The sequence below is a fragment of the Variovorax sp. KBS0712 genome, assembly GCF_006323185.2.
Taxonomy (GTDB): domain Bacteria; phylum Pseudomonadota; class Gammaproteobacteria; order Burkholderiales; family Burkholderiaceae_C; genus Variovorax; species Variovorax boronicumulans.
Genome location: NZ_VCCD02000001.1, coordinates 1,065,515 through 1,088,539, shown reverse-complemented (window position 1 = coordinate 1,088,539; position 23,025 = coordinate 1,065,515). Strand labels below are relative to the sequence as shown.

At 69.0% G+C, this 23,025-nt stretch carries 22 protein-coding genes; 11 read left to right on the top strand and 11 right to left on the bottom strand.

What is annotated here, in order from left to right; all coding sequences use genetic code 11:
• Positions 1-73: 73 nt before the first annotated feature.
• The 7 genes from FFI97_RS04850 to FFI97_RS04820 all read left to right on the top strand — a co-directional run bounded on the left by FFI97_RS04850 (position 74) and on the right by FFI97_RS04820 (position 8,536).
• On the top strand, positions 74-2,590 hold the full coding sequence (locus FFI97_RS04850; protein ID WP_139704109.1) for a sodium-translocating pyrophosphatase: 2,517 nt from the start codon (positions 74-76) through the stop codon (positions 2,588-2,590).
• Position 2,591: 1 nt separating this feature from the next.
• Entirely contained in the window at positions 2,592-2,960 is a 369-nt protein-coding gene (locus FFI97_RS04845; protein ID WP_062481424.1) for a nuclear transport factor 2 family protein, read from the top strand.
• 73 nt (positions 2,961-3,033) lie between these two features.
• Positions 3,034-3,765, top strand: a complete 732-nt coding sequence (locus tag FFI97_RS04840) for a MerR family transcriptional regulator (protein ID WP_139704107.1) — start codon at positions 3,034-3,036, stop codon at positions 3,763-3,765.
• Positions 3,766-3,770: 5 nt separating this feature from the next.
• On the top strand, positions 3,771-5,207 hold the full coding sequence (locus FFI97_RS04835; protein WP_260684901.1) for a TolC family protein: 1,437 nt from the start codon (positions 3,771-3,773) through the stop codon (positions 5,205-5,207).
• A gap of 2 nt (positions 5,208-5,209) precedes the next feature.
• Entirely contained in the window at positions 5,210-6,196 is a 987-nt protein-coding gene (locus tag FFI97_RS04830; protein ID WP_139704104.1) for an HlyD family secretion protein, read from the top strand.
• A 13-nt stretch (positions 6,197-6,209) separates the two neighbouring features.
• A complete protein-coding gene (locus tag FFI97_RS04825) occupies positions 6,210-7,394 on the top strand; it encodes an ABC transporter permease (RefSeq protein ID WP_139704102.1) in 1,185 nt (394 codons plus the stop codon).
• A complete protein-coding gene (locus FFI97_RS04820; RefSeq protein ID WP_260684900.1) occupies positions 7,394-8,536 on the top strand; it encodes an ABC transporter permease in 1,143 nt (380 codons plus the stop codon). The genes FFI97_RS04825 and FFI97_RS04820 overlap by 1 nt, the downstream gene beginning before the upstream one ends.
• Here the strand turns inward: FFI97_RS04820 and FFI97_RS04815 are convergent.
• Positions 8,533-9,162, bottom strand: coding sequence for a TetR/AcrR family transcriptional regulator (locus FFI97_RS04815; RefSeq protein WP_062473073.1), 630 nt, complete (start codon positions 9,160-9,162; stop codon positions 8,533-8,535). The genes FFI97_RS04820 and FFI97_RS04815 overlap by 4 nt on opposite strands.
• Positions 9,163-9,282: 120 nt before the next feature.
• Here FFI97_RS04815 and FFI97_RS04810 point away from each other — a divergent pair, with 120 nt between their 5' ends.
• Complete coding sequence (locus FFI97_RS04810; protein WP_062473075.1) at positions 9,283-10,119, top strand: metal-dependent hydrolase; 837 nt, start codon at positions 9,283-9,285, stop codon at positions 10,117-10,119.
• A 5-nt stretch (positions 10,120-10,124) separates the two neighbouring features.
• On the opposite strand, the gene FFI97_RS04805 is transcribed toward FFI97_RS04810, so the two are convergent.
• The 8 genes from FFI97_RS04805 to FFI97_RS04770 all read right to left on the bottom strand — a co-directional run bounded on the left by FFI97_RS04805 (position 10,125) and on the right by FFI97_RS04770 (position 17,658).
• The gene (locus FFI97_RS04805) at positions 10,125-10,718 is read right to left on the bottom strand and encodes a hypothetical protein (RefSeq protein ID WP_070060930.1); all 594 of its coding nucleotides are present in this window, start codon (positions 10,716-10,718) and stop codon (positions 10,125-10,127) included.
• Positions 10,719-10,944: 226 nt separating this feature from the next.
• Entirely contained in the window at positions 10,945-11,193 is a 249-nt protein-coding gene (locus tag FFI97_RS04800; protein WP_056580179.1) for a hypothetical protein, read from the bottom strand.
• Positions 11,180-11,539 (bottom strand): hypothetical protein, encoded by a 360-nt coding sequence (locus FFI97_RS04795; RefSeq protein WP_370680636.1) that lies wholly within the window; start codon positions 11,537-11,539, stop codon positions 11,180-11,182. Before FFI97_RS04795 ends, FFI97_RS04800 begins: the two co-directional genes overlap by 14 nt.
• Before the next feature lie 26 nt (positions 11,540-11,565).
• The gene (locus tag FFI97_RS04790) at positions 11,566-12,477 is read right to left on the bottom strand and encodes a DUF6999 family protein (RefSeq protein WP_095745535.1); all 912 of its coding nucleotides are present in this window, start codon (positions 12,475-12,477) and stop codon (positions 11,566-11,568) included.
• The gene (locus FFI97_RS04785; RefSeq protein ID WP_139704100.1) at positions 12,461-14,383 is read right to left on the bottom strand and encodes an iron-containing redox enzyme family protein; all 1,923 of its coding nucleotides are present in this window, start codon (positions 14,381-14,383) and stop codon (positions 12,461-12,463) included. Before FFI97_RS04785 ends, FFI97_RS04790 begins: the two co-directional genes overlap by 17 nt.
• A 4-nt stretch (positions 14,384-14,387) precedes the next feature.
• Positions 14,388-15,329, bottom strand: a complete 942-nt coding sequence (locus FFI97_RS04780) for a fatty acid desaturase family protein (protein ID WP_139704098.1) — start codon at positions 15,327-15,329, stop codon at positions 14,388-14,390.
• Positions 15,310-16,083 (bottom strand): sterol desaturase family protein, encoded by a 774-nt coding sequence (locus tag FFI97_RS04775; protein WP_095950217.1) that lies wholly within the window; start codon positions 16,081-16,083, stop codon positions 15,310-15,312. Before FFI97_RS04775 ends, FFI97_RS04780 begins: the two co-directional genes overlap by 20 nt.
• 9 nt (positions 16,084-16,092) lie before the next feature.
• Positions 16,093-17,658 carry a phospholipase D family protein gene (locus FFI97_RS04770; protein ID WP_139704095.1) on the bottom strand — a complete coding sequence of 522 codons (1,566 nt, stop codon included), beginning with the start codon at positions 17,656-17,658 and terminating at the stop codon, positions 16,093-16,095.
• Between the two features lie 131 nt (positions 17,659-17,789).
• On the opposite strand from FFI97_RS04770, the gene FFI97_RS04765 reads away from it, so the two are divergent.
• Both FFI97_RS04765 and FFI97_RS04760 read left to right on the top strand, forming a co-directional pair.
• A complete protein-coding gene (locus FFI97_RS04765) occupies positions 17,790-18,347 on the top strand; it encodes a peroxiredoxin (RefSeq protein ID WP_139704093.1) in 558 nt (185 codons plus the stop codon).
• Between the two features lie 55 nt (positions 18,348-18,402).
• Positions 18,403-19,836: an aldehyde dehydrogenase family protein gene (locus tag FFI97_RS04760; protein ID WP_139704090.1), complete on the top strand. Its 1,434-nt coding sequence runs from the start codon at positions 18,403-18,405 to the stop codon at positions 19,834-19,836.
• A gap of 25 nt (positions 19,837-19,861) precedes the next feature.
• Here the strand turns inward: FFI97_RS04760 and FFI97_RS04755 are convergent, their stop codons facing one another.
• Together FFI97_RS04755 and FFI97_RS04750 are read right to left on the bottom strand one after the other, a co-directional pair.
• Entirely contained in the window at positions 19,862-20,785 is a 924-nt protein-coding gene (locus FFI97_RS04755) for a ZIP family metal transporter (protein WP_139704088.1), read from the bottom strand.
• A gap of 19 nt (positions 20,786-20,804) precedes the next feature.
• Complete coding sequence (locus FFI97_RS04750) at positions 20,805-21,443, bottom strand: superoxide dismutase (RefSeq protein WP_139704085.1); 639 nt, start codon at positions 21,441-21,443, stop codon at positions 20,805-20,807.
• 251 nt (positions 21,444-21,694) lie between these two features.
• Between FFI97_RS04750 and FFI97_RS04745 the strand changes: the two genes are divergently transcribed.
• Complete coding sequence (locus tag FFI97_RS04745) at positions 21,695-22,984, top strand: serine hydrolase domain-containing protein (protein WP_139704083.1); 1,290 nt, start codon at positions 21,695-21,697, stop codon at positions 22,982-22,984.
• The last annotated feature ends 41 nt before the right edge of the window (positions 22,985-23,025 follow it).

The window sequence follows — 23,025 nt, the reverse complement described above, 5'->3', positions numbered from 1 at the left end:
CCCGTACGCGTTGCGCGCAGGGCCCAGGCTGTCCGTCTCCACAAGTCACAACGAACGAATGGAGAAGCAAAGCATGAGCGGCAACACCCCCCTGATTCTTGCCATCGTCTGCGGCCTGGTGGCCGTGGGCTACGGTTTCTGGGCCCGAAGTTGGATTCTCGCCAAGGACCCGGGCAACGCCCGGATGCAGGAAATCGCCGCGGCCATCCAGGCCGGCGCCTCGGCCTACCTCGCCAAGCAATACACCACCATCGCGGTGGTCGGCGCGGTGCTCGCGGTGCTCATCGCCCTCTTCCTCGACCTGACCACGGCCGTCGGCTTCGTGGTCGGCGCGGTGCTCTCGGGCGCCTGCGGCTTCATCGGCATGAACGTGTCGGTGCGCGCCAATGTGCGCACGGCACAGGCCGCGACCAAGGGCATCGGCCCGGCGCTCGACGTGGCGTTTCGCGGCGGCGCCATCACCGGCATGCTGGTGGTGGGCCTGGGCCTGCTGGGTGTGACGGGCTTCTACTGGTTCCTCGCCGGCAGCGCGCCGAAGGCGGACCACAGCCTGGCGGCCATCCTCAATCCGCTGATCGGCTTTGCCTTCGGCTCCTCGCTGATCTCGATCTTCGCGCGCCTGGGCGGCGGCATCTTCACCAAGGGCGCTGACGTCGGCGCCGACCTGGTGGGCAAGGTCGAAGCCGGCATTCCGGAAGACGACCCGCGCAACCCGGCCGTGATCGCCGACAACGTGGGCGACAACGTCGGCGACTGCGCCGGCATGGCGGCCGACCTGTTCGAGACCTACGCGGTGACGCTCATCGCCACCATGGTGCTGGGCGCGCTGATGGTCACGGCAGCGCCGCTGGACGCGGTGCTGTACCCGCTCGCGCTGGGCGGCGTGTCGATCATCGCGTCGATCATCGGCTGCTTCTTCGTGAAGGCGTCGCCGGGCATGGTCAACGTGATGCCGGCGCTCTACAAGGGCCTGGCGGTGGCGGGCATCCTGTCGCTGATCGCGTTCTGGTTCGTGACCAGCTGGATCATTCCCGACAACGCCATTGCCGCCAGCGGCAGCCAGCTGAAGCTGTTCGGCGCCTGCTTCGTGGGCCTGGCGCTCACGGCCGCGCTGGTGTGGGTCACCGAGTACTACACGGGCACGCAGTACAAGCCCGTGCAGCACATCGCGCAAGCGTCGACCACCGGCCATGGCACCAACATCATCGCGGGCCTGGGCGTGTCGATGCGTTCGACGGCCTGGCCGGTGATCTTCGTGTGCATCGCGATCCTGGCCTCGTACTCGCTGGCTGGCCTGTACGGCATTGCGGTGGCGGCCACGTCGATGCTGAGCATGGCCGGCATCGTGGTGGCGCTGGACGCCTACGGCCCCATCACCGACAACGCCGGCGGTATTGCCGAGATGAGCGAGCTGCCCGCCAGCGTGCGCGACATCACCGACCCGCTGGACGCGGTGGGCAACACCACCAAGGCCGTGACCAAGGGCTACGCCATCGGCTCGGCCGGCCTGGCCTCGCTGGTTCTCTTTGCCGACTACACCCACAAACTGGAGAGCTTCGGGCTGAACATCAGCTTCAACCTGAGCGACCCGATGGTGATCGTGGGCCTGTTCATCGGCGGCCTGATCCCCTACCTCTTCGGTGCGATGGCCATGGAGGCCGTGGGCCGCGCGGCCGGTGCGGTGGTGGAAGAAGTGCGCCGCCAGTTCCGCGAGATCCCCGGCATCATGGAAGGCACCGGCAAGCCCGAGTACGGCAAGGCCGTGGGCATGCTGACCGGCGCGGCCATCAAGGAAATGATGATCCCCTCGCTGCTGCCGGTGGTGGTGCCGATCCTGGTCGGCCTGGTACTGGGACCGAAGGCGCTGGGCGGCCTGCTGATGGGCACCATCGTCACCGGCCTGTTCGTCGCCATCAGCATGTGCACGGGCGGCGGTGCGTGGGACAACGCCAAGAAGTACATCGAAGACGGCCACCACGGCGGCAAGGGCTCCGAGGCGCACAAGGCGGCGGTCACCGGCGACACCGTGGGCGACCCCTACAAGGACACGGCCGGCCCGGCGGTGAACCCGCTGATCAAGATCATCAACATCGTGGCGCTGCTGATCGTGCCGCTGGTGGTCAAGTTCCACGCCGGTGATGCGGCCGCGGCCGTGCCGACCAAGGTCGAGACGCCGCCTGCAGCCACCGCACCCGCCGCGATGGCACCGGCAGCCACGCCGGCCGCCACCCTCGCCTCGGCGGCCGTCGGAGCCACCGAAGCCGCCGCGGTGAAGGTCGAGAACGGCATCGTGAAGTTCTACTTCGCGAGCGCCAGCGCCGAAGTCGCGCCCAACGCAAAGGAAGCGCTGTCCGATGTCATCAAGGCCGTGCAGAGCGGCAGCACCGTGCTGGTGAGCGGCTACCACGACGCCAGCGGCGACGCCGCCAAGAACGCCGAGCTGGCCAAGCAGCGCGCCATGGCCGTGCGCGACGCCATTAAGGCGGCGGGCGCGCCCGAAGACAAGATCGAACTCGCCAAGCCCGAGCAGTCGCAGGCCGACGGCCCGGCCTCGGAAGCGCGCCGCGTCGAAGTGAAAGTGAAGTCCTGACATGCCCACGCCCGCCCGGCTCGAAGCCTTCATTGCCGCCGTCGAAGGCGGCGCGCATGCGCAGGTCATCGAAGATTTCTACACCGAAGACGCCACCATGCGCGAGAACCAGGCCGAGCCGCGGCGCGGGCGCAGCACGCTGGTCGCGCAGGAAAGCGCCGTGCTCGCACGCACCGAGTCGGTGGCGTCGACCTGCGTGCGGCCGGTGCTGGTGAACGGCGACCACGTCGGCATTCACTGGATCTTCGAGTTCACGTTCAAAGGCGGCGGGCGCATGCGCATGGAAGAGATCGCCTGGCAGCGCTGGGACGGCGAGCGCATCGCCGAAGAACAGTTCTTCTACGACCCGGCGCAGCGCAAGCCGGGCTGAGGATGCCCCGCCTGGACCGCGCGATCCGGGCTGATTTTATGCAACATTTTCGATGTAACATTGAAACTGTCACATGAACGCATCCACCGCCACGTCCGATTCCACCGCTTTGCAGGACCTCTCCATCGAGGCCCTGGCGGCGCGCACGGGCGTCACGGTGCGCAACATCCGCGCCTACACCACGGGCGGCCTGCTGCCGCCGCCGCGGCTGCAGGGCCGGCTCGGCCTGTACGGCCCCGACCACGTCCAACGCCTGGCGCTGATCCGCGAACTGCGCGAACAGGGCTTCGGCATCGAGGCGATCCGCCGCATCTTCACGCGCGCGCCGGCCTCCACCTGGCCCGACCTGCTGGCCGTGGCCCGCTCGGTGTCGGGCAGCCTGTTCGCCGAAGAAACGCCCGTGGTGGTGTCGGCCCAGGCGCTGGCCACCAAGTGGCAGGGCCAGATGACGCCCGCCCTGCTCGGCCGCGCCACCCGCGCGGGCCTCATGCGCGAACTGCCCGACGGCCAGGTGCAGGTGCTGAGCCCGGCGCTGGGCCAGGTCGCCGAGCAGCTGGCCGCGCTCGGCATGCCGCTCGAAGCGGTCATCGGCATGCAGGAAACCATGGTGCGCACGCTGCGCACCGTGGCGCGGCGCTGGCTGCGCACGCTGGCCGACAGCCTGCTCTCCGGCGACACCCTCGATGCCGGCCGCGCCGCGCAGCTGCTCGAGAAAGCACGGCCGCTGGCCACCGGGGCGGTGCAGGCCGCCTTTCCCGTGATCCTGCAGCAGGAGCTCGACGCCCTGCTGCACAAGACCGCCTGATGCCGATGACACGACCTCGCCTCACCCTTCTTCCGTCCCTGCTGCTGTTGCCAGCCTTCCTCGGCGGCGCGGCTTTCGCGCAGCAGCAGGCCCGCGGCGACACCACCTCCACGCTGGCGCTGAGCTTCGACGCCGCGCGCCAGCGCATGGTCGAGCGCTCCGACAAGCTGGCCGCGGCGCGCATCGCCGTCGAGGCCAAGGAACTGCAGAGCGAGGGCGTCAAGCGCCTGGGCGGGCCGGTGGTCAGCATCTCGGGGCTGGCTTATGCGTACAACGCGAACCTGAACCTCGACCTCGACCCGCTCAACCAGAAGCTCGGCCAGATCGGCTCGTCGCTGCCGCCGTCGATCCAGAGCTTCGTCTCGCGCGTGCCGATTCCGCAGCTGCCCAACAGCTACACGCTGAACCGCCACGACACCGGCGCCAACGCCTCGGTGTCGGCCGTGTGGCCCCTCTACCTGGGCGGTGCGACCGACGCGGTGCGCGGCTTCGTCTCGGCGCAGGCGCGCGAGGCCCAGGCAGACGCCGAACAGGCCGGCCACGAGGTCGACACGCTGCTGGTGCAGCGCTACTTCGGCGCCCAGCTCGCGCAGCGCGCCGCCACGCTGCGCCTGCAGGCCGAGCGCACCATCGCCCAGCACGACGCGGCGGCGCAGAAGATGCTCGCCGCCGGCGTCATTTCGCGCGTCGAGCGGCTGCAGGCCAGCGCCGCGTACGAAGAAGCGCGCCGCAACGCCCGCAAGGCCGAGAACGACGCCGCGCTGGCGGGCGTGGCCCTGGCGCGCACGGTGCGCGCCGAAGGCAGCGTCACGCCGCAGACGCCGCTGTTTCTCATCAGCGCGCCGATCGAACCGCTCGGCCACTTCATCGATGCGGCCCTCACGCGGCATCCGGGCCTGGGCAAGGTCGCGGCCAAGAAGGCGCAGGCCGAGCAGCTGCACGAAGGCGAAGAAGCCCTGCGCCGTCCGCAGGTCATCGCCTTCGGCACGCGCGAGATCAAGAGCGGCAACGCCGACTGGGTGGCCGGCCTGGGCGTGCGCTGGACGCTGTACGACTCGGTCGACCGCAACGCGCTGTCGGCCGCCTCGCACAAGCAGGTCGAACAGGCCGAGCGCACCGACCTGCAGGCGCGCAGCGACATCTCGCTGCTGGTCGAACGCAACTGGCGCGCACTGGACAACGCGCGCCGCCAGTACCTCGAGATGAAGGTCTCGGTCGAGCTTGCCCAAGAGGTGGTCAAGCTGCGCACCGCCGGGCTGCGCGAAGGCACCAGCACCACGCTCGACCTGATCGACGCCGAGACCAACCAGGCCAAGGTGCTGACCGAACGCGCGCAGGCCGCCAACGACTACGTGCAGGCGCTCGCGCAGCTGCTCGAGAGCGCGGGCCTGTCCGAGACTTTTTCCGACTACATCGCGCGCGCCGACGTGAAGGTGAACTGACCATGATGAGTGCCAAGACCCGCCGACTGATCGCCATCGCCGCCGCACTGCTCGTGCTGGTGCTGCTCGCCTGGGGCTTCTGGCGCGCCGCGCAGCCGGCCCCCGAGGTGTTCCAGGGCCAGATGGAAGCGCGCGAGACCGACGTGGCCGGCAAGGTCACGGCCCGCATCGCCGAAGTGGCGGTGAAGGAAGGCGACCGCATCCAGGCTGGCGCCCTGCTGGTGCGCATGGACAGCCCCGAGGTGCGCGCCAAGCTGGCGCAGGCCACCGCCGCCGAACAGGCCGCGCAGGCCGTGGCCGACAAGGCGCAGAACGGCGCCCGTCCGCAGGAGATCGAAATGGCGCGCATGCAGTGGCAGCGCGCCGAGACCGCCGCCCAGCTCGCGCAGACGTCGTTCCGACGCGTCGACGGCCTGGCGCGCGACGGCCTCGTGGCCGACCAGAAGCGCGACGAAGCCGAAGCCAACTGGAAGGCCTCGCGCGACGCCGCCGTGGCGGCCAAGGCGCAGTACGACATGGCGCGCACCGGCGCCCGCCCCGAGGACAAGGCCGCTGCCAACGCACAGGCGCGGCAGGTGGCCGGCGTGGTCGCCGAGGTGGAAGCCGCCAAGGCCGAGACCGAGCTGCGCAGCCCGGTCGCCGGCGAAGTGGCCAAGGTGCTCGCCAAGGTCGGCGAACTCTCGCCGCAGGGCGTGGCCGTGGTCACGGTGGTCGACCTGAACGACCAGTGGGTGGTGCTCAACGTGCGCGAAGACCGGCTGGCCCGCTTCGCGCTCGACAAGGAATTCGACGCCCGCCTGCCCGCCCTGCCCGAGGACCGGCGCACCGCCCGCTTCAAGGTCTACTACAGCGGCGTGCTGCCCGACTTCGCCACCTGGCGCGCCACGCGCGGCGGTGCCGGCTTCGACGTGCGCACCTTCGAAGTCCGCGCCCGGCCGCTCAAGCCGATCGAAGGCGCGCGCCCCGGCATGAGCGTTCTGGTCGACTGACGCCGCACCCGCCATGAGCCTGCGCGGCTTTTCCACCGCCAGCGCCCGGCGCGAATTCGCGCTGCTGCGCACGCGTCCATGGGACCTGGCCATGATCTCGTGGGTGCCGCTGCTCGCGGTGTTCCTGATCTGGTGGATCTTCTCGGCCGGCCTGCCCGAGCGCCTGCCGATCGGCGTGCTCGACCAGGACCACTCCGCCCTCTCGCGCCAGCTGGTGCGCTTCCTGGACGCCACGCCGGGCCTGCGCGTGGCGCAGCAGTACGCCGACGAAGGCGAGATGCAGCGCGCGCTCACCAGCGGCGCCGTCGATGCGGCGGTGCAGTTGCCGCGCGAGTTGAGCCGCGACGTCAAGCAGGGCCGCGTCGGGCAGATCGTGTTGTTGCATAACGCGCAGCTGGGCACGCATTCGAGCCTGATCCAGCGCGACGTGCGCACCGCCGTCGCCACGGTGTCGGCCGGCGTCGAGCTCGCGGTGCGCAACAAGCGCGGCGAGTCGATGAAGGCCGCGCGCGTCAGCATGGACCCGGTCAAGGCCAGCATGGTGGCGCTGTTCAACACCTCGACCGACTACGAGCAGTTTCTCGGCGCCGCGCTCATTCCGGCGCTGCTGCACATCCTCGCGATGACGGCCGGCGCCTGGGCCGTGGGCCGCGAGCTGCGCGACCGCAGCCTGGGCGGCTGGCTCGGCGCCGCGCCGCGCTGGCCCGAGGCACTGGCCGCGCTGACGGGCAAGCTGGCGCTGCCGTTCGCGAGCCTGTCGGCGGTGGGCCTGGCCGCCATGCTGTGGATCACGGCCGGCCGCGGCTGGCACCCAGTCGGCTCGGTGGGATGGACGCTGTTCGCGCTGATGGTGTTCCTGGCCCTGTCGATCGCGCTCGGCGCCTTCGTGGCCAGCCTCACGCGCTCGCTGCGCACGGCGTTGTCGGCCACCGGCTTCATCACCGCGCCGGCCTTCGCGTTCGGCGGCGTGGGCTTTCCGCTGGTCGCCATGCCGGTGCTCGCGCAGCTGTGGGCCGGCCTGCTGCCCTACACGCACTACATCCGCGTGCAGATGGAGCAGCTGCAGATGGGCGCGCCCCTGGCCTACTCGGCCGCCACGCCGCTGTGGATGGTGGTGGGCACCGCGGTGCTGCTGGCCGTGTCGGCCACGCTGCTGGTGCGTGCGGCCGCGGCGCCCGAGACGTGGGGAGGCCGCTGATGAGCACGCGCACCCAGGGCTTCGCCGCCGCCTGGCGCGACACCGCCTTCGGCGTGCTGCGCGACAAGGGCGTGCTGCTGATCATGCTGCTCGCGCCCATCATCTACGGCTTCTTCTACCCGTGGCCCTACGGCACGCAGGCCGTCACGCGGGTGCCGGTGGCGGTGGTCGACCAGGACCACAGCGGGCTGTCGCGGCAGATCGCGCGCTTCGCGATGGCCAGCCCGCGGCTGGACGTGCGCATGGTCACGTCCGACGTGCACGAAGCGCAGCAGGCGCTGTGGCGCGGCGAGATCGAGGGCTACGCCCTGCTGCCGCAGGACCTCAAGCGCAACGTGCTGCGCGGTACGCCGGCGGTGGTGAGCATCGAGGGCAACGGCGCCTATGCGCTGCTGAACAAGGCGGTGCTGTACGGCTTCTCGGAGGCGGTGGGCACGGTGTCGGCCGGTGTGGAGATCCGCAAGCTGCAGGCCGGCGGCCAAAGCGCCATTCAGGCGGCACGCAGCCGCAGCCCGCTCAACACGCAGCTGGTGGCGCTGTTCAACCCGACCGAGGGCTACGGCAGCTACGTGGTGCCGGCGGTGGCGCTGCTGATCCTGCAGCAGACGCTGCTGATGGGCGCCGCGATGCTGGCCGGCACCTGGGCCGAGGCCGGCCGGCTGCGCGCGGGCATGGGCGCGTGGCTGGGGCGGCTGGGCGCGCTGTCGGGCTTCGGCGTGCTGAGCGGCCTGTTCTATTTCGGCTGGGTGTTCTTCCTGCAGGACTACCCGCGCGGCGGCAATCCGTTCGCCGCGCTGGTGCTGCTGCTGTTCTACGTGCCGGCGATCTGCGTGCTCGGCCTGCTGCTGGGCTGCTGGTTCCGCGACCGCGAGCGCGCGCTGCAGGTGCTGCTGTTCACTGCGCTGCCGATGGCCTTTCTCTCGGGCTTCTCGTGGCCCGTCGAGGCCCTGCCCGCGCCGCTGCAGGCGCTGCGCTGGCTGTTTCCGAGCACGGCGGGCATCCAGGCCTCGCTGCGGCTCAACCAGATGGGGGCGCCGCTGCACGACGTGCTGCCGTACCTCGGGGCGCTGGCGGCGATGGTGGTCGCGGGGCTGCTCGTGCTGTGGGTCGCGGCCACGCCGCGCAAGGCCGAGCAGGCCTAACGTCGACTGTCGGCCGCGACCGCGCGCACCAGCCGCGTGGCCGGCGCCACCAACTCGCGCAGGTCGCCCACGCGGTCCTGCTCGATGGCCTGCAGCACCAGTTCGTTGATGCCGCCCACCACCGTCATCGCCATCTGGCTGCTCATGTGCGCCGCGGGCACCTCGCCTGAATCGCTGCTGTTGATCGCCACCTGGATGAAGTTGGCGATCTCGCCGTTCACGCGGCGCCGCGCCGCCAGGCCCGGCAGGCCCAACCCGAGGATCTCGACGAACAGTGTACGCAGCAGCACCGGGTCTTGCGCGAGGTAGTCCATGTAGGCGGTCATCGCCTGCTCCACCTGCGTGTGCCAGGGCTGGGCCGGGTCGAAGGCCTCGCTCACGGCCTGCAGGCCGAGCCGGCTGGCCGTTTCGTACAGCGCGATCAGGCACTCGGTCTTGGTGCTGAAGTGCTCGTAGAACGTGCGCCGCGACACGGCCGCCTCGCGCACGATGTCGGCGATGGTGGTGTCGGCGTAGCCCTTGGCCGCCACGGCATGCGCCATGCCCTGGAGCAGCCGCGCGTAGTGCTCGCTGGGCGCGCCTTCGGCGGCGTCGGGCGTGGCGGTTTTGTCGATGGTGGCAGTCATGTGCGATTCATTTTCCTACGCCTTGGTACTTGACAGTACCAGCTCACAATTGCACCATGGCGGCACGCGGTACGGATCTGTACCAACCTTTGTGCCCACGACCTCTGGAATTGCCACCCCATGACCGAACTCGTAGTCCGCCGCCTGCTGATCGACCTGCAACCGCCCTTCTCGCACGACTGGTGCGGCGGCGATGCCTTCTCGACCGCCTTCTTCAACGCCTTGTCGATGAGCTTCCCCTTCGGCGAGCAGTTCTTCATCGACGCCGTACGTGACGCCATGGCCACGCTGCCGCCCGAAGTGCAGGAGCGCCATCGCGCCGACGTGCGCGGCTTCATCGGCCAGGAGGCGACGCACCGGCGCATCCATTCGCTGTTCAACGCGCACCTCGAGCAGCAGGGCCTGGTCGACCGCTGGACCGCGCGCGCCAGCCAGCGCATGGAACTGATGGACGGCGCCGATCCGCGTCACGCGCTGGCCGTGACGGCGGCCACCGAGCACTTCACGGCCATGTTCGCCGAGTGGCTGCTGGCCCGCCCCGAGATCCTCGACGGCGCCGAGCCCCGGCTGCGCACGATGTGGCTCTGGCACAGCGCCGAAGAGCTGGAGCACAAGAGCGTCGCCTTCGACATCTACAAGGCCGCGGGCGGCTCCGACGAATGGCGCACGCGCTGGTTCCGCCGCGTGACGGTGATGTTCCTCGGCGACCTGATGCGCCAGACGGTCGACAACCTGCGGCATGAAAAGCAATTGTGGAAGTGGGCCACCTGGAAGAGCGCCGCGCGCATCCTGCTGGGCCGCGGCGGCCTGCTGCGGGGCAATCTCGCGGGCTGGCGCCAGTACCTGCGCAGCGACTTCCACCCCGACCAGCAGGACAGCAGCCTCTCGGCGCGCTGGCTGGCCGACAACGGCGCGCAGTTCACGCCCGTGGGCGCGCCTGCGGCAACGTCGGCCTGAGTTCGTCAGTAGATGCTGGCGCGGTGCGGGCTCAGCGCGCCCGCCTGCGTCGGCTGCCCGTCGGCGCGCAGCGTGAGGTCGTGCAGCGTGTCGAAGTCCGACGGCGCATCGGGCACGCGCATCACCACTTCGAGTTCGTGCATGGAAGCCACCCAGCGGCCGGCCGGCGATTCGGCCGGTTCGTCGTTGGCGAACACACCGTCGCGGATGTAGAGCGTTTCGCCTTCGGGGCGTTCGCCGTGCAGCTCGATCAGGCGTGCGATCGAGAAGTTGTAGGTCACGAGCTTTTCGCGCGTGCGGCGGTCCTTGCCGCCGCAGTTGAACGAGCCCTCGGCCGCGATCACGATGCAGGAGCCGTCCACCCCACCGTCGATGGCGATCTCGTTGCCCGAGCGCCAGATGGCGTTGGGCAGGCGCACGCGCACCTTGTCGATCACGAGGTCGCGTTGCTTGTTGAGGGCGCCCAGCGGCGGCACCAGCGAGCGCAATTGGCGCAGGCGCTCGGCGAAGTTGTCGTCCATGAGGAATTCGACATGGTGCGTGGCGCTGCCGGACGAGCGCTTGACGACCTGCATGACGACGTGACGTGGCTTGTTCACAGCTCAGGCCCTCCACGCAGAGAAAAATCCACGCCCGCTGCGGGGCACCGATCGCCTTCTTGCTGGATTTGAGTGGTCATCGGCTACAAATTAGAACTTTAGATTAAATGCAATTACTTGCATCATTTGTGTCCAACTGTATATCGATTGCGACCGGGATGGAAGGCAATCGACGACATGCCGATGAGGCCATGTCGCCAACGCGACGCGGCGTCGTGCTAGGCGCTCAGCTCGACGATGCTTCGGCCTCGAGGGCCTCGTCGAGCGCCTTGCACGAAGGCGCGCAGACGGTCTGCGACTTGCCCAGCACCTGGCGCGTGCGCAGCTGCGAACGCACGCGGTGCTTGCCGCACATGAAGCAGGACATCGTGGCCCCGCTGAACGACGCCGAGGCGCGGAACGGCGAGCCCGGCGCCTTCGATTTGTAGCGCAGCCCGTCCGCCACCACTGCCGTTTTCACTTCACCCTTGGCCATGCATCTTGTCCTTGTTCGATTCGTCACCGCGCATGGCGCGGGCAATGGCTTCCCTGGCTGCGCCTTCGGCGGCCAGGGAAACGTCCAGCGCCGAGCGGCAAAGGCCGGCGTGCTGGTAATTCATATTTTCGTAGACCTCGGAGGCGGCCGGATAGGCATCGAGCAACTGCCCCAATTCGGCACCGGGCTCGACGTCTTCGAATTCATGCACCAGGTGCTCGACCACCGAGCGGTACTGCTCGGCACCAACCGGCACGGCGCTGTGCTCAAGCCTCTCCAGCAGTTGAGCCAGCACGTGGGTCACTGCCAGATCGGTCTTGGGAGACGGATTTCGGGTCGTGTTCATGGTTTGCATGTGGGGACAGCATACCCCTATGCAAGGGGCGGGTCGCGCGGAAGTGTCTCTGCCGACATGGCTTCCTGCGCCGCGCGCATGCGTTGGAGCAGGCTGTGAAGCATTTCGGTCGACAGGCCGTGGATCACCAGCCGGTGCCCGGCCCGCAGGGTCGACAGCGGCACCAGCGGATGCTTGTTGTTGACCAGGATCAGGTGCTCCGGCGCGTTCAGGATCGTCGCCGCGTAGATGCCGATGGTTTCGTCCAGTTGCAAGGAGTTGGCGGCACGCCAGAAATCGTTGTCGGTCAGCATCAGCTGGTACAGCGGCGTGAACAGCTCGATGGCGCTTTGCAGGTCGAGAAAATTGAGCTTGCCCTGGGGCATGTCTTCCAGCCGCAACGCCGGCGGCTGGATCATCGAGAAATCGACCTGCTCGGCCTTGCACAGCGCCAGCCCCTTGTCGCGCAGCGCCGTGTTCAGCCGGATCACGAAGTTGAACAGGTTCAGGTCGTGCTTCAGGAACATCTCGTCCTTCAGCGCGTCGATGTCGGCAGGTTCCAGCGGCGACGTGCCCACGGGCGCGGGCGAGTTGCGGCCGATGAAGGCCAGCACCTGCGAGCCCAGGTGAAAGTGCCGCAGGATCAGCCAGTTGGCCTCGGGCGACACGAAGCGCTTGAGCCCCCACGCCAGGAAACGGTGCAGCAGCATCGAGTGCGACCAATTGCGCGGCACGAACACCTTCACGATCTGGATCAGGATGATCGTCAGCCGCGCGATCGGGCGCAGGAACGGCAGCAGGTACTGGCGCGAGGCCGAGCTCGAGTCCGCCAGCCACGCGGCCTTCACGTCGTCGGGCAGCGGCGTGCTCTGGTCGAGGTACAGCGCCAGCCACGGGCTGGGGTCGCGCTCGTCGTGCGCCTGCTTCAGGAATTCAGGGGTTCGATCCATGGGGCATTCGTTCGGTGATGTGCTGGAACTGCATCAGGTACAGCGCCGCCGTATGGCGCGCGGTGTCGGCAATCTGGCGGGCGGCGCGGGCCTGCCCTTCCACGGCCATCACCATCTCGACGGCGGCGAGCCAGCGGTTCAGGTGGTGCTCGTCGTTATGGCCGTGGTACTCAAGGAATCGGAAGGCGTCGGGCGGCAGCTTCAGGCTGGCCTTGAGCAGCGGCAGCAGCGCCGGCACGATGCGCTGGCCCGTGCCTTCGATGATGTAGATCGCGCCCAAAAGGCCGATCGGGTCGCGCGTGGCGGCCAGGCCGTGCAGATAGGCGTTGAGTGCCTCGCCGCCGGGGTTGCGGCGCAGTTCGTCGATCGATTCGACCGTGCCGCCGGCCTTGCGGTAGTCGCTGAAGAGGATGTTGAAGTCGTTCTGCTCCTCGCCCGCGTGCACGTCGATCAGCGACGACAGCATGCGGTACGGCTCGCTCAGCGAGGCGGCGCCTTCGCGCATCCACAGGCTGCCTTCGCGCACCTGCGGCACCCACTGCTCCATCCAGTTCAGGTAGTCGGGCACGGCGAAACGGCGCTCGCGGATCTGGCGGATCAGCGGCGTGCGCCACACGCGCGAGCGGTAGTCGTGCCAGATGGCGGCCAGCTCGGTCAGCAAGGCGCCCAGGCCCTCGGGCGCGGCAGCCGGGTCGTGCGGGGGCGCAATGACGAGGTCGTCGTCGGGCACCACTGCCGCCGCCGCGCGGGGCGCGATCACGACGGGCGCCGCATCGACGGCCTCGACCTCGAGCAGCATGTACGCCGCCATGAAGCGCCCCGACTCCGGCACGTAGCAGAAGATCTGCTCGCCCGGCTTCAGTGCCTTGGTGTGCAGGAACTCCGCCAGCATCACGAGGATCGACGCTGCGCCCGTGTTGCCGCGCCAGGCCAGGTTGCTCCACCAGCGCTCGCGCGGAATCGCCAGGTCGGCCTTGGCCATCAGGTCTTCGACCACCGGGATGAATTTTTCCGACGAGTAGTGGCACAGGAAATGGTCGACCCGCTTCGGATCGACCCAGCCGTCGCGCACCAGGCCCGCGTACTCGTGGATGCCGATGTCGAACAGGTGCGGCAAGAGGCGAATGTCCTGGCGCAGCGACAGCGCGCCGGCCGCCTCGGCCTCGGCCCACGAGCCGAAATCGAGGTGCCCGCGCGCGCGGTCTTCGGTCAGGCCCAGCTGCATGCACACCGGGTAGTCGCCCGAAAAGGCGCGCTGGTGCACCCACTTCAGCTTCAGGCGCAGCCCCGGCTTGCCGGCCAGCGCAGGCGTGCCGTCGGACAGCAGCAGCGCACCCGCGCCATCGGACAGCATCCAGCGCAGGAAGTGCGAGTCGAAGTCGGTCTCGTAGCCGCGCGCGGCGAAGCGCGAGCGCTTGAACAGGCGCGACGGCATTTCGCTCGCCACCGCCAGCGCCGAGCGGTGTGCGCCCAGCTCGATGCCCTGCGCCGCCGTCTGGATCGCCGACACGCCGGCCGCGCAGATGCCGTGCACCGAATGCGTTTCCATCGGCTGCGCCGCCAGCTCGCCCTGGATCATGTTGGCGAAGCCGGGCATCAGCGTGTCACCGCCCGAGGAGCCGCTGGCCAGCAGCGACACGCGCGACAGCTCGGACCCGCCGCGCTGCAGGCAGTCGCGGATCGCGCCGGCCGCCAGCTGCGCGTTGGTGTGGCGCGTCACGCCTTCTTCGTCGATCGCGTAGTGCCGCGTGAGGATGCCGTTCTCGGCCAGGATGCGGCGCTTGATGCGCTCCGACATGCGGTTGAGCGGCGCGATGTACGCGTCCATGCGGTCGTTGGGAACAGGCTCGCCGGGCATGAAGTAGCCGGCGCTTTCGAGGTACACGCGTTGGAATGAAACGGGCATGGGTTCAGGAGATGGGTGAATCGGGAGGCATCAGCGAGCGGCTGCGAAAACGCGGCCACACGGTCCCCAGCACGAAGACGCGCACCATGTACGGCACCAGCCCGCCCTCGTTGAGCGCGGGTGCCACCTGCGCGCGGTAGCGCGTGTGATGCAGGTGCGTGAGCTCGGACCAATGGGCATGCGGGTTCTCGTGGTGTGCGGTGTGCAGGCCGATGTTGAACAGCAAGGGGTTCACCAGCCCCTCGAAATTGCGCGCGTAGTTCAGCTGGCTACCGCGGGTATCGCCGGGTGCCTCCTTGCGCGGCGTCTTGCGGCCGTCGGCGTGCGCGTGCTGCAGGTAGTTGGTGGCCAGCAGCCAGTGCAGGCCGTGCAGTTGCGGCACGATCACGAACAGCAATGCCTTGCGCCAGTCGATCGCCAGCAGCACGCTCCAGCTGGCCAGCCACAGCGCGTACTGCGCCATGCAGTAGCGCCAGGCGCCGCGGTGGTGCCGGTGCAGCCGCGCGAGCCAGCCGAAGAACAGCGGCATCAGCACCCACACGGCCTGGAACGGATGCAGCAGGTAGCCCCACAGATGGTTGGTGTCGCCGCCGAAGCGGTAGGTGCGCGCCACGTCCTTCGGTCCATGGCGATGGCGATGGTGGTTGGCCACATGCGCGGGCCAGAAGACGAAGGTCGGATGGCCCTGCAGCAGCGTGATCCAGAAGTCGGTGAACCGGTTCATGCGCCGCCCGCGCCACATGCGCAGGTGCACGTGGTTGTGGTGGATCACGCCGATGCCGAGCGTGAGGAACAGCATCAGCGCATACAGCACCACCTGGAGGCCGTGCACCCACTGCCACGCCGCCAGCGCGGGCAAGGCGACGAGGTACGCCAGGCTTTGCCAGTCGCGCCAGTGGCGCAGCCGCGGCAGCCGATGGCGCGCGTCAGGCCGTCGTGGCGCCATGCTTCTTTCGAAACGCCTGGAACAGCGGCTCGGCCGCGTCGGCCGCGATGCGCGTGCGGAACAACCGATCCATGAAGGTGAACTGGAAACCGTAGTTGCCGTTGTGCACGGCGTGATGCAGGTGGTGCCGACGGCTCGCGGCGAACCAGTGGCTGTACGACACGCCGGGCACGAAGTCGTAGTTCGAATGCCCGACGCAGTTGAAGAACAGGCTGAACACCGGCACCGACGCCAGCGACCAGAAGCTGAAGTCGTGCAGCACCATCGGCAGCAGGATCACGTTGCCGAGCATCAGCGCCTCGATCGGGTGGAAGCTGTAGGTGGCCCACGGCGTGGTCACGAACGAGCGGTGGTGCGGGCCGTGGAAGCGGCGCAGCCAGCGCGTGTGCAGCAGCCGGTGGTTGAGCCAGAAATGCACGTCGTTCCACACCGCGAGCACGAGGATCTCGATGCCGATGCGACGCCAGCCCGCGTCGGGCTCGAGCCGCGCCCAGCCCAGCTGCAGCAGCCCCCACGGAAACACCATGCCCAGCCCGAAGATCAGCACCGAGATGCCCGACTGCGTGAGCTCGCGCCGCAGCTGGCCGGGCTGCAGCGGCCGCGGATCGAGCGCGCGCCCGATGCCCAGCGCCGGCAGCACCCGCTTCGTGAGCAGCCAGGTGAGCGCGCCGAAACCCAGGTAGATGCCCCCGAAGAACAGCAGGCCCCACAGCATGACCTGCGGGGCCGAAAGAGAAGTGAAGGTCTGCGCCATCCCCCGAGGCTACAACAGCATCTCGGGCACCAGCGGGGAGATCAGGGTGTTGTACAGGCGCTGGAAGAAACCCGACTCGGGTTCCGAGGTGAGGATCACCTCTTTCTCGCCGTCGTTCGTGAGCCATTCGAGCGTGCCGCCCTCCTTCGACAGTCGCAGCCGGTACGAGTTCTGCAGCTTGCTCACATGGATGATGCGCAACATCTCGCGCGCCAGCTGCGGGTTGTCGACCACCACGCCCATCTCGGTGTTCTGGCTGGCCGAACGCGGGTCGAGGTTCATCGAGCCGATGAAGATGCGCGTCTTGTCGATGGCGGCGGTCTTGGCGTGCAGCCGGCCCAGCGAATTGCCGAAGCTGCCGAAGCGCATGCTCGCGGTGGTGCGCTGCGGGCTCAGCTCGTACAGGTCGGCACCGCCTTTCAGCAGGCGCTCGCGGTAGCGCGCGTAGCCGGTGTGCACCAGCGGCTCGTCGTTGGCGGCCAGCGAATTGGTCAGCAGCGTGAGCTTGACCTTGCGCTTGGCCAGGTCCTCGAAGGCCGCCATGCCGCGCTCGCCGGGCACGAGGTAGGGCGAGGTCAGGTCGACCTCGGTCTTGGCGTCGAGCAACAGCGCCCAGACCTTCATGGTCACGCTGGTGGCGATGGCGTCTTCGGCCGTCAGCGTCGTGGGCTTGGAGGGCGGGTCGGCGATGGCACGGGCCTCGCCCCACAGCAGGCCCATGCGGCCGCCGTCGAGCTCTTCGGCGATGGGGCCGTAGCCGAGGATGTCCGAGGGCGGCAGCACGACCTTCGGCGGCGGGCCCGACATGCCGATCTCGGCATCGAAGGTGGCGGCGCCGGCCTCTTTGCGCACGATCTCGGCAATGGGCCAGATCTGGTCGCTGTTCCAGTAGGCGTCGAAGATGCTCTCCAGCTGCGGCACCACCTTGCCGACCACCAGCGCATCCATGTCGATGAAGTTCTGCGCCTCGCTCAGCACGAAGTACTCGTCGGCGATGTTGCGCCCGCCCACCACCGCCATCGCGCCGTCGGCAATGAAAAGCTTGTTGTGCATGCGGTGGTTGAGGCGATGGATGTCGAAGATCGACACCACGAAGCGCGACAGAAACCCGTCGCGCGCACAGCAGAACGGGTTGAACAGGCGCACCGACACATTGGGCGTCTCGGACAGCGCCAGCAACAGCTGCTGGCTCTTCACCGTGTACAGGTCGTCCACCAGCACCCGCACCTTCACGCCGCGTGCCGCCGCCTCGCGCAGCGTGCGCAGCAGCAGCCGGCCGGTGGCGTCGTTCTCGAGCTGGTAGTACTGCACCACCAGCGAGCGCTCGGCGCGCTGCGCGAGCTGCAGGCGCGCGTCGAGCGAGTACACGCCCAGCGGCATCAGCCGGAAGCCCGAATGCTCGCCGGGCGGCGTGGAGGCCGCGGCGATCTTCGCGAGCGCGGTGCCCGGGTCGGCGGCGGCGGCGTGTTCGGCCGGGCGTTCGCGCGCCGGCGGCAGCGAGCCGCACGCGCCGAGCAATGCCAGCAGCACGCCGGCCAGCGCCGTGCGCAGAAGAGATCGGGCCCAGGCGTTCATGGTCGGGTTCCTCTTGTCGTTGTGGATGCCACTGCCCTGATGTACGCCGGTCCTCCCGCGGCGGTTTCAACGGGGCCCATTTGGCGAAGCGTCGTCCTAGAATTCGATTCACTTCGCTTCGGAGTTACATCATGGCCCGATCGCTCCTTTTGCGCACCGCTTTGTGGGCCGCGGCCCTCGCCACCGGGGTACCCCATGCCCACGCCGCACTCGACATCGGCGACCCGGTGCCCAAGTTCACGGCCACGGCCGCGCTCGGCGGCAAGACCTTCCGCTACTCGCTGGCCGAGGCGCTGGCCAAGGGGCCGGTAGTGCTGTACTTCTTTCCGGCGGCCGACTCCAACGACTGCTCCATCGAAGCCCACGCCTTCGCCGAGGCGGTCGACCAGTTCGCCGCGCTGGGCGCCTCGGTGATCGGCGTGTCGGCCGACGACATCGACACGCTGTCCAAGTTCTCGGTCAAGTCGTGCCAGAGCCGCTTTCCGGTGGCCTCCGACCAAGGCAAGACCGTGATCCAGGGTTTCGACGCGCTGATGCAGACCCGGCCCGACTTCGCCAACCGCCTGTCCTACGTGATCGCGACCGACGGCAAGGTCGCCTACTACTACCAGAACCTCAACCCCGAAAAGCATGTCGAGCGCATGCTGAACGCCGTGCGCGCGTTGCCCAAAGCCACCGCGGCGAAGTAAGGCGGGCCGGCCGGGGCGCCACGCACGGGGCGGGCTTCGCGCAAAATCTCGCCCCATGCAGCTCAACTACATCGCCAACGCGGACGTTCCCTCCGCCTCCGGCCGCACCCTCCCCGTCATCGACCCGTCGGACGGCCAGCCTTTCGACGAGATCCAGCGCAGCAACGCCGCCGACATCGACGCCGCCGTGCGCGCCGCGCGCGACTGCTTCGAGGGCGTGTGGCACAAGGTCAGCGCCGCCGACCGCGGCCGCCTGCTCTTCAGGCTCTCGCAGAAGATCGCCGAGCACGTCGACGAGCTCGCGCTCATCGAGCAGCGCGACTGCGGCAAGCCCGTGAAGCAAGCCCGCGCCGACGCGGTGGCGCTGGTGCGCTACTTCGAGTTCTATGCCGGCGCCTGCGACAAGCTGCACGGCGAGACCATTCCCTACCAGGACGGCTACAGCGTCTTCACCTGGCGCGAGCCGCACGGCGTCACGGGCCACATCATTCCGTGGAACTACCCGATGCAGATCTTCGGGCGCAGCGTGGGCGGCGCCCTGGCGGCCGGCAACGTGTGCGTGGTGAAGCCCGCCGAAGACGCCTGCCTCTCGCTGATCCGCGTGGCGCAGCTGGCGGCCGAGGTCGGCTTTCCGGCCGGCGCGCTCAACATCGTGACCGGCTACGGCCATGAGGTGGGCGACGCGCTCGCACGCCACGAAGGCATCGACCACATCAGCTTCACGGGCAGCCCGAAGATCGGCACGCTGATCCAGCAGGTGGCGGCCGAACGGCACTGCCCGGTCACGCTCGAGCTGGGCGGCAAGAGCCCGCAGATCGTGTTCGCCGACGCCGACCTGGACGCGGTGATTCCCGTGGTGATCAACGCCATCGTGCAGAACGCCGGCCAGACCTGCTCGGCAGGCTCGCGCGTGCTGATCCAGCGCGACATCTACGAGCCCCTGCTCGAGCGCCTGGGCCATGCCTTCGAAGCCCTGCGCGTGGGCCCCGCGGCGATGGACCTCGACGTCGGCCCGCTGATCCGCCAAACGCAGCAGCAGCGCGTGTGGGACTTTTTGAGCGACGCGCAGCACGCCGGCATCCCGATGGTGGCGCAGGGCGTGGTGGTCGAGGAAGCGCCCGAGACCGGCTTCTACCAGGCGCCGACCCTGCTGCGCGACGTGCCCGTGGGCCATCGCCTGGCGCAGGAAGAAGTGTTCGGCCCCGTGCTCGCCGCGATGCAGTTCGCCGACGAGGACGAAGCCGTGGCCCTCGCCAACGCCACCCAGTTCGGCCTCGTGGCCGGCGTCTGGACGGCCGACGGCGCGCGCCAGTTCCGCATGGCCCGGCGCGTGAAGAGCGGCCAGGTGTTCATCAACAACTACGGCGCGGGCGGCGGCGTCGAGCTGCCGTTCGGCGGCGTGAAGTCGTCGGGCTACGGGCGCGAAAAGGGCTTCGAGGCCCTGTACGGCTTCACGACCCTGAAGACCATCGCCGTCAAGCACGGCTGAAGCTGACGACGCCGCGCTCCGGGCGTCAGCCCAGCGCGGTGTCCAGCAGCATCATGAGCACGAAGCCGATCATCAGTCCGCTGGTTGCATAGGTTTCGTGCCCCTTGCGGTGCGATTCGGGAATGATCTCGTGGCTGATGACGAACAGCATCGCACCCGCCGCAAAGCCCAGCCCCCAGGGCAGCAGCATCGCCGAGTGCCCCACCACCGCCGCGCCGAGCACAGCGCCCAGCGGCTCCACCAGCCCTGACGCCATGCCGATCAGCACCGCGAACAGGCGGCTGTAGCCGGCCGCCAGCAGCGCCACGGCCACCACCAGCCCCTCGGGCACGTCCTGGATCGCGATGCCGGTGGCGAGCGCATCGGCGCGCACGCCGTTGTTGGCCGCGTAGCCGACGCCGATGGCCAGACCCTCGGGCACGTTGTGCAGCGCGATCGCGAACACGAAGAGCCAGGTGCGGCGCAGCTGCCGCCCGCTCTGCCCTTCGCGGCCCTTGATGAAATGCTCGTGCGGCAGCACGCGGTCCATGGTCATGAGCACCAGGCCGCCCAGCAGGATGGCCGTGCCGATCACGCCGCCGGCCGCCCAGTCGCCACCGCCGAAGACGCCCGTCGACTTGGCGGCGTCCAGCCCGGGAATGATCAGCGAGAAGGCACAGGCCGCGAGCATCACGCCCGCGCCGAAGCCGAACAGCGTGTCCTGCAACTTGTCGGGCAACCTCTGCGAGAACAGCACCGGCAGCGTGCCCAGCGCGGTCGCCAGCGCCGCCACCGAACCGCCGCGCAGCGCGTTCCACACCAGCGGGTCGGCGCGCACGAAAGACCAGAACTGCGACGCCAGCGCCAGCGCGCCGGCCGCGACGATGGCAAAGCCGATCCACTCGCGCAACGGGCGCGGCGACCTTGGCGGCGGCGCTGTGGCCACCGTGCCCTGCGGCGTGTCGTTCATGGGCGGGCTCCTCTTCGGCTCATCGGCCGCCGGTCGCGGCGGCATGGCGGCGGGCCACCTCGGCCCAGTTCACCACGTTGTAGAAGGCCGCGATGTATTCCGGGCGGCGGTTCTGGTACTTCAGGTAGTAGGCGTGCTCCCACACGTCCAGGCCCAGGATCGGGGTCTTGCCCGAGCCGATGCCGCGCATCAGCGGGCTGTCCTGGTTGCCGCTGCTTTCCACGGCGAGCTTGCCGTCGGCGCCGACGACCAGCCAGGCCCAGCCGCTGCCGAAGCGCGTGAGCGCGGCCTTGGTGAAGGCGTCCTTGAAGGCGTCGAAGCCGCCCAGGTCGGTATCGATGGCCTGCGCGAGCGCGCCCGAAGGCGCCCCGCCGCCACCCTCGCCCACCGGGGCCATGACGGTCCAGAACAGGCTGTGGTTGGCGTGGCCGCCGCCGTTGTTGCGCACGGGGGCGCGCAGCGCCTCGGGCAATTCCTCGACACCGGCGATGAGGGCTTCGACCGGCGTGTCCGCGTGCGGCGTGTCTTTCAACGCCGCATTCAGGTTGTTCACGTAGGTCTGGTGGTGCTTGCCGTGGTGGATCTCCATCGTCTGCGCGTCGATGTGGGGTTCGAGCGCGTCGAAGGCATAGGGCAAGGCTGGCAGGGTGTACGGCACGGTTCGGAAGCTCCTTGTTGGAAGAGAGCCCTTTGCGTGGTGCTTGTGCTGCGTACTCAGGCGTTCAAATGATAGTAATTCTCATTGTCTGCGTCAAGATATCGGCGCCATAGATGCCGCCAATCGGCCAGCTCGTCGCGTGCCGCCCCGTGGCCCATCCACCGATACACTGCCCCGCGACCGGTTCGCACGGACGGCGCCAAGACCGTCCTGCCGGTTGCATCCATCCACCACCGACGGAGACAACACGCATGACCTTCCTGAAGCGCCGCGCCCTGGTGCGCACGGCCCTGCTCGGCCTGAGCCTCGCCCTGCCGCTGCTCGCCACCGCCCAGTCGCTGCCCACCGCCCGGCCCGAGTCGGTGGGCCTGTCCACCGAACGCCTGCAGAAGCTCACCGACGTGCTCAAGGCCGACGTGGCCGCCGGCAAGATTCCCGGTGCGGTGCTGCTGGTCGCGCGCCAGGGCAAGGTCGCATGGTTCGAACCCGTCGGCAAGCTCGACGCCACCGCCGGCACGCCGATGCCGCGCGACGGTATCTTCCGCATCTACTCGATGAGCAAGCCCATCACCACGGTCGCCGCGATGATGCTGGTCGAAGACGGCCGCATGAAGCTGGACGACCCCGTCGCGATGTACCTGCCCGAGTACGCCCGCATGACGGTGGGCATCGAGAAGCCCGGCGCCGACGGCAAGCCGGTGCTCGAAACCGTGCCCGCGCGCCGCCCGATCACCGTGCAGGACCTGATGCGCCACACCTCGGGCCTGACCTACGGCTTCTTCGGGCCGGGGCTGGTGAAACAGGCCTACAACGCCGCCAACCTCGCGGACGGCGATCCGACCAGCGCCGAGTTCTCGCAGCGCCTGGCCAAGCTGCCGCTGGCCTACCAGCCCGGCACGACCTGGGACTACAGCTACTCCACCGACATCCTGGGCCGCGTGGTCGAGGTGGTGTCGGGCCAGTCGCTGTACCAGTTCGAAAAGGCGCGCCTGTTCGACCCGCTGGGCATGAAGGACACCACGTACTACGTGCCCGAGCCCGCGCGCCAGCCGCGCATCGCCGAGCCGCTGCCGAGCGATCGCAGCTTCGGCGTGGGCGCCGACCTGAACGACCCGCGCATCGCGCGCAAGTTCGAATCGGGCGGCGGCGGGCTGGTGTCGACCGCATCCGACTACGCGCGCTTCCTGCAGATGCTGCTCAACGGCGGCACGCTCGACGGCACGCGCTACCTCGGCCCGCGCACGCTGGCGCTGATGACGACCGACCATTCGAACGCCGGCGCCGGCATCGTGCCCGGCCCGCTGTACCTGCCGGGCCCGGGCTACGGCTTCGGCCTGGGCTTCGCGGTGCGCCGCAACGACGGCGAGGCGCCCTACCCGTCCGGCGGCGGCGAGTACAACTGGGGCGGCGCGGGCGGCACCTACATGTGGGTCGATCCGAAGAACGAGCTGTTCGTGGTGCTGATGCTGCAGTCGCCCAAGTACCGCACCCACTACCGAAGCCTCGCGCGCAACATGGTCTATGCGGCAGTGCTGAAGTAGCCCGCATGGCGCGCGGTCGCGGGCCATGGCGCAAAATCGGC

Bases quoted from the DNA above. Each gene is read 5' to 3' on its own strand.
- FFI97_RS04850 (WP_139704109.1), top strand. From the start codon at position 74: ATGAGCGGCAACACCCCCCTGATTCTTGCCATCGTCTGCGGCCTGGTG.
- FFI97_RS04845 (WP_062481424.1), top strand. From the start codon at position 2,592: ATGCCCACGCCCGCCCGGCTCGAAGCCTTCATTGCCGCCGTCGAAGGC.
- FFI97_RS04840 (WP_139704107.1), top strand. From the start codon at position 3,034: ATGAACGCATCCACCGCCACGTCCGATTCCACCGCTTTGCAGGACCTC.
- FFI97_RS04835 (WP_260684901.1), top strand. From the start codon at position 3,771: ATGACACGACCTCGCCTCACCCTTCTTCCGTCCCTGCTGCTGTTGCCA.
- FFI97_RS04830 (WP_139704104.1), top strand. From the start codon at position 5,210: ATGATGAGTGCCAAGACCCGCCGACTGATCGCCATCGCCGCCGCACTG.
- FFI97_RS04825 (WP_139704102.1), top strand. From the start codon at position 6,210: ATGAGCCTGCGCGGCTTTTCCACCGCCAGCGCCCGGCGCGAATTCGCG.
- FFI97_RS04820 (WP_260684900.1), top strand. From the start codon at position 7,394: ATGAGCACGCGCACCCAGGGCTTCGCCGCCGCCTGGCGCGACACCGCC.
- FFI97_RS04815 (WP_062473073.1), bottom strand. From the start codon at position 9,162: ATGACTGCCACCATCGACAAAACCGCCACGCCCGACGCCGCCGAAGGC.
- FFI97_RS04810 (WP_062473075.1), top strand. From the start codon at position 9,283: ATGACCGAACTCGTAGTCCGCCGCCTGCTGATCGACCTGCAACCGCCC.
- FFI97_RS04800 (WP_056580179.1), bottom strand. From the start codon at position 11,193: ATGGCCAAGGGTGAAGTGAAAACGGCAGTGGTGGCGGACGGGCTGCGC.
- FFI97_RS04795 (WP_370680636.1), bottom strand. From the start codon at position 11,539: ATGAACACGACCCGAAATCCGTCTCCCAAGACCGATCTGGCAGTGACC.
- FFI97_RS04790 (WP_095745535.1), bottom strand. From the start codon at position 12,477: ATGGATCGAACCCCTGAATTCCTGAAGCAGGCGCACGACGAGCGCGAC.
- FFI97_RS04785 (WP_139704100.1), bottom strand. From the start codon at position 14,383: ATGCCCGTTTCATTCCAACGCGTGTACCTCGAAAGCGCCGGCTACTTC.
- FFI97_RS04780 (WP_139704098.1), bottom strand. From the start codon at position 15,329: ATGGCGCCACGACGGCCTGACGCGCGCCATCGGCTGCCGCGGCTGCGC.
- FFI97_RS04775 (WP_095950217.1), bottom strand. From the start codon at position 16,083: ATGGCGCAGACCTTCACTTCTCTTTCGGCCCCGCAGGTCATGCTGTGG.
- FFI97_RS04770 (WP_139704095.1), bottom strand. From the start codon at position 17,658: ATGAACGCCTGGGCCCGATCTCTTCTGCGCACGGCGCTGGCCGGCGTG.
- FFI97_RS04765 (WP_139704093.1), top strand. From the start codon at position 17,790: ATGGCCCGATCGCTCCTTTTGCGCACCGCTTTGTGGGCCGCGGCCCTC.
- FFI97_RS04760 (WP_139704090.1), top strand. From the start codon at position 18,403: ATGCAGCTCAACTACATCGCCAACGCGGACGTTCCCTCCGCCTCCGGC.
- FFI97_RS04755 (WP_139704088.1), bottom strand. From the start codon at position 20,785: ATGAACGACACGCCGCAGGGCACGGTGGCCACAGCGCCGCCGCCAAGG.
- FFI97_RS04745 (WP_139704083.1), top strand. From the start codon at position 21,695: ATGACCTTCCTGAAGCGCCGCGCCCTGGTGCGCACGGCCCTGCTCGGC.